The sequence below is a fragment of the Psychrobacter sp. genome, from assembly GCF_030457785.1.
In the GTDB taxonomy this organism is placed as follows: Bacteria; Pseudomonadota; Gammaproteobacteria; order Pseudomonadales; family Moraxellaceae; genus Psychrobacter.
Window position 1 is genome coordinate 1 of record NZ_JAKDUI010000208.1, and the last position, 4,676, is coordinate 4,676.

The following is a 4,676-nucleotide window of genomic DNA, read 5'->3' on the forward strand; positions in this document are numbered from 1 at the left end:
TCCCATATGAGTAATTTGTTTGTCAGTGGATTTTTGGTTAACCCAAGATATTGCAGCGCAGCATTGGCCTGTAAATTACCCATAATCGCTGTCGTGCTAGCAAGCACTCCTGAGTTAGCACAATTTCGTTCATCCGCCTCAGTATCGGCTACTATAGAACCGAATACGCAGTGATAGCAACCAGTGTTTAGTTGTGGTTCGTACAGTGCCAACTGACCTTGCATAGCGATTGCTGACGCTGATAAAAGCGGAATCTGATAGCGTACACTCATCCGATTGATAATGTCCCGAGTAGCAAAATTATCAGTACAGTCTAATAGCAAATCAGGCTTGCTTGATGCCATACCCAGTAACTCATAAGCTGTGTTCTCGCTAAATCTTGCCACTGTGGCACGGGCCGATATCAATGGATTGATCTTTTCCAACATCTGTACTGCGGTGATCGCTTTGTGCTTGCCAACATCTTCTGGCAAAAATAGCGTCTGTCGCTGTAAATTACTAACCTCAATCACATCGTCATCAATTAAGTGAATTTGCCCAACACCTGCACGTACTAGTGTCTCAGAAGCGGGGCACCCCAGCCCCCCTGCGCCTATCATCACCACACGCGATGCTTTCAAGCGTAATTGAGCATCAATATCCCAACCATCGAGCAATATTTGCCGTGCATAAGACATCAGCTCTTCGTCTAGTAGCTGCTTTGCCTCTAATGAGATTGCCATATTTAGCCCTTATCTACTGCTATTCCAAGATCTACCATTATTCCAAACTTATTTACCAACCACTCTATCTATACAAGCTTACTGCCATTGTCCTAGCGTCACACGGTCATTGTCACCGTAGTCTTTTACCGTATGAACAGATGCAAAGCCATTGTCCAAAAACAACTGCCTAACCTGTGCGCCTTGATCAAAACCGTGCTCAATGACTAACAGCCCACCTGCATGCAAGTAGGACGGTGCTTGCTGCACAATATACTCTATATCAGCAAGCCCATGATTGGGCGCACTTAACGCACTGATCGGCTCAGCGACCAGGCGGGCTAAATGCTCGTCAGACTCGTCGATATAAGGCGGGTTAGACACGATTACGTCAAACAATGGCTCTTCAACAGCCAAGCCGTCGTACCAACTACTCTGAATAAAATGGATATCAGCAACATTATTGATAGCTGCATTGTATTCCGCTACTTTTAGCGCTTCTGCAGACAAATCAACCGCGACCACCTGCCAGCGCTCGGCTGTTTTTCTCATACTTTCTTGTTGTAACTCGTAGGCCAAACTCACTGCAATACATCCTGACCCTGTGCCGAGGTCTAACAAGCGTTTCTGACCATCATTGGATGGCTGCGACTTTATCCAATTGAGGGTTTGTTCGACCAATACCTCAGTATCAGGTCTAGGTATTAAAGTATGCTCGTTGACTTTAAAATCTAGTGACCAAAATGCTTGTTGACCGGTTAAGTATGCTAAAGGCGTACCATGCTGCATTTTATGCAAGCCAACATTAAACCGGCTTAACTCATCTTCAGTAAGCTGATAATTTTCATCCGTGATTAGAAAAAATCCTGGCTTGTCGATGACATGTAACAACCAGTCGCTCAACCAAAATAATGGCACACTACCATTTACAGTATCATCATTCGCTATTTTCTGAATGTCCTGTTTGATTTGTTTGATAGTTTTTGGCGTACCAGTCATCATATCAGCTCTTATCTTTGTCATATTTATGCATTTAAAAAAGCTGCCAACGCTGTGAGCAACCTATTTAGATACCATTACTTATCAACACAGATTAACAATCTATGCTGATTTAGATAGCAATTTTTACCGTCAACTGATTCAATGCAATTTCGTTTGGTTTAGCTTATTTATCAATATCGCTGCCGTTACCACCGTTTTTAGCATCATTATATATATTGTCGTTATCCCCAATGACAATATGTTTATCGACAAAATAAATCAGTGCTAAAATTGGAATACCAATAGCAAAGGTGAAAATAAAGAAGAATGGATAACCCATGCTATCAACGATAGAACCTGAATAGCCACCCATCACCTTAGGAATCAACGTCATTAACGATGAAAAAATAGCATACTGCACAGCGGTGAAACGTATAGAAGTTAGGGCAGATAAAAAGGCAATAAAGACAGCACTGGCAAGCCCAGCCGCCAAGTTATCAAATATCACCGCCATATACATAAATGGCAAGCTTCCTGGGTTATAGGTCAAAACCACAAACAACAAGTTGGTCACACAAGCAAGAATGGCACCAATCATCATGGCATGCATGATACGAAAACGCTGCGCTAATAGACCACCCAAAAATCCACCACCGATGGACATAATCACACCCACGAGCTTCACTGCGTTCGCAATATCGGTTTTACTGAAGCCCATGTCTTGGTAAAAGACGTTTGAAATAACCCCTGCCACAATATCTGAAATACGATACAAACCAATAAGCGCCAACAGCAATAGCGCTTTTTTGCCATAACGCTTGAAGAAATCTAAGACAGGTTCAATCCAGGTCGCCATCGCAATTTCTTTTTTGACCAAGCCTGCTTGTACCGACGCATAACCGACGACTAATGCGGCTACCAAACTCACTATCAGATGTAGTGTCTCAGTAAAGAAGCTAACAAACACGCCTTCAAAGTCTGGCAGTATTTGCCCTGTTAAGATATAAGCCGCGATAAATGCCATCACTGAGAAAACAAACAACAAAACCAATCTGACATAGTCTTCACGAGTTTCCGCCACCAGCGGTGCTTTATTAATAATCTTTGGCTGATTGATAATGAAATACAACAATAACAAAGGAGCACAAGCCACCAATGCCAAAAAGTAGAATTTGACACCAGACATAACCACCATCGGTATCAAAGAAATAGTAGTATTCAACATCAAATTAATCAGCATATTGATTAAGTAAATCACACCAAAAATCAGACCTGGTATGAGTAGTAACGCTGAATAAATAAGAAATACTTTCAAATTGCCTTTCTGTTTATTGCTTTGCAAGATATCTGCCGTTGGCTCATAACTCGCAAAGGTGGTTAATATACCCAAGCTCATGACCCCAGCCATGATGTAATACGTATTTCTCCACGCTTCATAACTGTAGAAGGCCTCTGTCGAGCCAAAGAAGTCAGCTAGGTATAGAGCCCCTGCTCCGGCAACGATCATCCCTAAGCGGTAGCCAGAGACGTAAATGGAGGACAAAATAGACTGCATCGACGGCGGCGCCAGCTCGATACGATAAGCATCAATGACAATATCTTGGGTAGCAGATGAGAAGCCAAGCAAAACAGCGGCACCAGCCATATACACCAAGACATCCTCACTGACAGGATTGACCGTTGCCATCAAAAAAATAGCCAGTACGATAAGCAGCTGTGACACCACCATCCAGCTACGGCGCCTACCCAACCAGTTACTTAAAACTGGCACAGGCAGTGCATCAATTAACGGCGCCCAAATAAACTTGAATGAGTATCCCAGCGCCGCCCAGCTGAACATCGTCACCACACTACGATCGATTCCTGCTTCTCTCAACCACAACGATAAGCTCGAAAAAATAAGCAGTATGGGAATACCTGCTGAAAAACCCAAAAACAACATGATGATGACACGTGGGTCTAAGTAAGCCCTAGCAGCCTCACCCCATGATTTTTTGGCAATCGGTTGATTGGGTGGCACAGATTTGACAGGAGACATAATCACTCACTAATACTTGAGAAAAAGAACACAACCGCGCACAATTTTTATCAATCACTAATATCAATTTTTGACAATATGGACGGATAAAAATTGCTCAATGTTGGACAGACACATTCATATCAACAAAATTTAAATATGGTACTTGAGAACGTCTACCTTGACTAGATATATCTTATGATATTTTAATATCCAATCGCCTATGTCTTAAAAAGGCAAAATCACATCTGCGCTAACATTGAGCCCATGTAGAATTAGCTTACACAGCCATTGATATGCCTTCATTATCTAGCACTTCAATTATTTCACAATACAAGACTTCAATTATGAATATCGCTTTATTTGACTTTGATGGCACAATTACACACACAGATACTTTTACTAAATTTATATTATTCGCAGCGTGTAAAAGAAGAACTTATGCAGGCAGAATCGTTTTATTTCCCGCTATTATGAAATACAAATTAGGTAAGTTACAGGGTCGTGATATCCGAAAAAAGGTCTATTACTTTGCTTTTAAAGGAATGAATGAGCAACAGCTTAGAATAAAGGGCGAACAATTCTCAAAGTTGGCGATACCAAATTACCTCAGAGACACAGCATTCAAAAAAATACAATGGCATCAGCAAAGAGGAGATATAGTCGTTATTGTATCAGCCTCTCTGGATGTATACCTAAGACCATGGTGCACAGAGCATGGGTTGGATTTAATATGCTCTAAAGTTGAATCTACTGATGGTACATTGACAGGTAACTATATCCACGGAGACTGTAGTGGAATAACAAAAAAACGGTTAGTCGAACAAAGATATAATATGAGCGACTTCAATACTATATATGCTTATGGGGATACAACCGAAGATAATGAGCTGCTTAGTTTAGCCGATGAAAAGTTCTATAAATATTTCTAAATACTCATATTTCTAAATACCCTAAAACACAAACCTTCTTTATAT

4 protein-coding genes are annotated in these 4,676 nt (G+C 41.3%); 1 reads left to right on the forward strand and 3 read right to left on the reverse strand.

Features of this window, described 5'->3' with window-relative positions:
• From L0J61_RS09350 to L0J61_RS09360, 3 genes are all read right to left on the reverse strand, one after another.
• Positions 1-722: HesA/MoeB/ThiF family protein (locus L0J61_RS09350; protein ID WP_301466178.1), on the reverse strand; the 722-nt coding region annotated here is incomplete at its 3' end.
• Positions 723-800: 78 nt separating this feature from the next.
• Positions 801-1,724 (reverse strand): peptide chain release factor N(5)-glutamine methyltransferase, encoded by a 924-nt coding sequence (gene prmC, locus L0J61_RS09355; protein WP_301466179.1) that lies wholly within the window; start codon positions 1,722-1,724, stop codon positions 801-803.
• Between the two features lie 142 nt (positions 1,725-1,866).
• Positions 1,867-3,720, reverse strand: coding sequence for an MFS transporter (locus L0J61_RS09360; RefSeq protein WP_301466180.1), 1,854 nt, complete (start codon positions 3,718-3,720; stop codon positions 1,867-1,869).
• Positions 3,721-3,995: 275 nt separating this feature from the next.
• Here L0J61_RS09360 and L0J61_RS09365 point away from each other — a divergent pair, with 275 nt between their 5' ends.
• Positions 3,996-4,631, forward strand: a complete 636-nt coding sequence (locus L0J61_RS09365) for an HAD family hydrolase (RefSeq protein ID WP_301466181.1) — start codon at positions 3,996-3,998, stop codon at positions 4,629-4,631.
• Positions 4,632-4,676: the final 45 nt, after the last annotated feature.